Source organism: Peptoniphilus indolicus ATCC 29427, from assembly GCF_000227315.1.
GTDB classification, from domain to species: Bacteria; Bacillota; Clostridia; order Tissierellales; family Peptoniphilaceae; genus Peptoniphilus; species Peptoniphilus indolicus.
Window position 1 is genome coordinate 1,129,068 of sequence record NZ_JH165061.1, and the last position, 3,897, is coordinate 1,132,964.

Genomic DNA, 3,897 nt, shown 5'->3' on the forward strand with positions numbered 1-3,897 from the left:
GAAATAAAGTATATAATAAGGGTTAGCATAAAAATGGCTTAACAGAAAGGGTGGTTAAGTGGGTTTATTTGAAAAAATCTTTGGAAGTTATTCCTCAAGAGAATTAAAAAAGATTGAGCCTATAGTAGATAAGGTTATGAATCTTGAATCAGAAATTGGGAAATTAACTGATCAAGAATTAAAAAATAAAACACAAGAGTTTAAAGACAGATATAAAAATGGAGAAAGTTTAGATGACTTATTGCCAGAAGCATTTGCAGTAGTAAGAGAAGCTTCATGGAGAGTTTTGGGAATGAAGCATTTCCGTGTGCAAGTCATCGGTGGTATTATACTTCATCAAGGCAGAATTGCAGAAATGAAAACAGGGGAAGGTAAGACTTTAGTAGCGACACTTCCTTCATATTTGAATGCAATCACAGGAGATGGAGTTCATGTAGTTACAGTAAATGATTACCTAGCAAACCGTGATAAACAATGGATGGGAAAAGTATACAATTTTCTAGGACTTACTGTTGGATGTATCATTCACGATATGACTCCGGAAGAAAGACAAGTTGCTTATGGAGCAGACATAACATACGGAACTAATAACGAGTTTGGATTTGACTACTTAAGAGATAATATGGTCATCTACAAACACGAGAGAGTTCAAAGAGAGCTTAACTATTGTATAGTTGACGAGGTCGACTCAATTTTGATAGATGAAGCTAGAACTCCACTTATTATTTCAGGTATGGGAGATGAATCAACTGAACTATATACAAGAGCTCGTGATTTCGTAGAAACATTGAGTTTTAGAATAAAGACAGAAGATGAATCAAACTTTGAAAGATTTAATAGAAAATTTGATGAAGAAACGGTTGATTTTGTAATTAGTGAAAAGGATAAAACAGCTACTCTTACTGACCATGGTATAGAAAAAGCTGAAAAATACTTTGGAATTCAAAATTTAGCAGACCTTGAAAATATGGAATTATCTCATCACATAAACCAAGCTCTAAAGGCTAAGGGAACTATGAAAAGAGATATTGACTATGTAGTAAATGACGGCGAAATTATAATCGTAGATGAGTTTACAGGTCGTTTGATGTATGGTAGAAGATATTCTGAAGGTCTACACCAAGCAATTGAAGCCAAGGAAGGACTTGAAGTTAAGGCTGAGAGCAAAACTTTAGCTACAATAACATTCCAAAATTACTTTAGAATGTATAAGAAACTTGCAGGTATGACAGGTACTGCAATGACAGAAGAAGGCGAATTCAGAGACATCTACAATATAGACGTTGTTGAAATTCCAACAAATAAACCTATACAGAGAGTAGATAACAACGACTCAATTTACAAAACTGAAGAAGCTAAATTCAGAGCCGTAACTCGTGAAATTAAAGAAGCTCATGAAGTTGGACAACCGGTCCTTGTTGGTACAATTTCAATTGAAAAATCTGAAGAACTTTCAAAATATTTAAAACACGCAGGGATTAAACACAACGTATTGAATGCCAAAAAGCATGAACAAGAATCTGAAATAGTTGCACAAGCAGGTCGTTTTGGAGCTGTTACAATAGCTACAAATATGGCGGGCCGTGGTACTGACATCGTGCTTGGAGGAAACCCTGAATTCATGGCTAAACAAGAGATGAAGAAAAAGGGATACGAAGAAGCAGTTCTTGAAGAAGTGGATTCATACAATGAAACTGATGATGAAGTAATTGTAGAAGCAAGAAAGACTTATCAAGAATTAGTTGCTAAATACAAAGTTGAAACAGATAAAGAAGCAGAACAAGTAACAGCTGTTGGTGGACTTAGAATAATCGGTACAGAGCGTCATGAATCTCGAAGAATTGACAATCAGTTAAGAGGTCGTTCAGGTAGACAAGGAGATAAAGGCTCTACAAGATTCTATATTTCAGGTGAAGATGATTTAATTCGTCTATTTGCCGGAGATAGATTTAAACAAACTATGGAAATGGTGGACACTCCTGATGATGAACCGATAGAAGCCGGAATTTTAACAAGACTTATTGAGTCTGCCCAAAGAAAAGTTGAAGGTAATAACTTCTCAATTCGTAAACACGTTCTTCAATATGACGATGTTATGAACAAACAAAGAGAAGTAATTTACGGAGAGAGAAAAAGAGTTCTTGAAGGCGAAGACCTAAGAGAATATATAATCTCTATGATTGAAGACTTAATCGATAAAACTGTAGACTTCTACAACAAGACTAACGAATCTAATCAAAAATATATTGATATGGAAGGTCTTAGAAACTATGGAATAAATCAATTTGGGTTTGAAGAAAATTTCTTAGATGGAGAAGAAGCAAATGTAGATTCTCTAAAAGAATTATTCAAAGACCTTGCTCTTGATAAATATGAAGACAAGGAAGATGAATTCACACCTGAGAAATTTAGAGAAATAGAAAGAGTTGTACTTTTACAAAATGTCGATCAAAAGTGGATGGACCACATTGACGCAATGGATCAACTCAGAAAGGGAATAGGTTTAAGAGCAGTAGGGCAAGTAGATCCTGTTCGTGCATACGGACAAGAAGGATTTGATATGTTTGAAGAAATGAACGAATCAATCATGGAAGATACAATTAAGATGTTGTACCATGTTGTAAATCCTGAAAGAGTTGAAAGAGTAAGAGTTGCAAAAGAAGTAGAAACAGTAAATCCTGATGATGGAAAGAAAAAACCTTATGTTAGAAAAGATAAGAGAGTAGGACGTAATGATCCTTGTCCATGTGGTTCAGGTAAAAAATATAAAAATTGCTGTGGCAAAAAAATAAATAGTTTAGTTTATAAGAATCTCAAGTTTAGGCTTGAGATTTTTTGTATTGTAATAGTAAAAGAAAGGTGATAATCTGAATAAAATAAATTTAATTAAAAGGGAAGTGAAGTAATGAATATTATAAAGAAAAATATAATTTTAATTTTATTTTTTATAACAATTAATTGTGTATTTATATTGGCATTTAATTATATAGTAGGAAATGATGAAGCGAAATTCCCTTATAACATGAGTGAAAATTATATAATTTTTACTAAAGATGAAGATTTACCATACAAAAAGAAAAGTTTTGACTTTTTAAATATGTATGATGATATAAGAGTTATAGCAGAGGGAAAAGATAATATAGTTTTGGGGGTATATGACCCTCAAATGTACTATTATATACTTTCTACTAAATTTGTTATTCCGAAATGGTTTAGGTACTTTTCAAGTGAGGATTATGCAGATAAAAACAAAGTAGGAATTGCAATTGTATCGATAGAAGATATTAAGAGAAAAGGTTTTGACAATAAATTTATGACTGAAGTAGAGGCTAGTTATGATTTTGAACTCATAAATTTGTTTGATAGAAGTTCAGTTATAGCTGATGGACATTTTCAAATTATTAAAAATCTATTTGCAATGGATGAAGAAATATCAAAAATTTACATAGATTCACATGATATAAAGACAATCAAAAATGTGAGTAAGAATTTTAAAGATTTAGGATATAAAGAAACATCAACAAAGAATACGAAGGCTATATTAAGTTTATTATCTGAAACGTTAGAGAGCAAGAGATATGTACAATATATGGTACTAAGTGTAGCTTTTATATATTTGTTATTAATATATGGGATTTTTATTGGGTTATTAAAATACGATAAGCATATTTATATAAGTAAAATATCAGGGGCATCAACATGGGATATGTTTAAAATATTTATAAAAAGAATATTGCCTATTTCTATAGTTATGAGTGCAGTTTCAACTTTATTGTCTATATCATATTTAAACTTTGCAGGTAAGATAGATATCAGTGGAGTACATTTAATTAAAATTCAAGGGTTTATACTTTTTAGTTTGTGGACTGTTTTATTTATAAATATTTTTAACAGTTT

Annotated in this window: 2 protein-coding genes; both read left to right on the forward strand. The window is 31.6% G+C overall.

What is annotated here, in order from left to right:
* Positions 1-58: 58 nt before the first annotated feature.
* A complete protein-coding gene (gene secA / locus HMPREF9129_RS05080; protein WP_004821049.1) occupies positions 59-2,863 on the forward strand; it encodes a preprotein translocase subunit SecA in 2,805 nt (934 codons plus the stop codon).
* 42 nt (positions 2,864-2,905) lie between these two features.
* Positions 2,906-3,897: ABC transporter permease family protein (locus HMPREF9129_RS11675; RefSeq protein WP_004821050.1), on the forward strand; the 992-nt coding region annotated here is incomplete at its 3' end.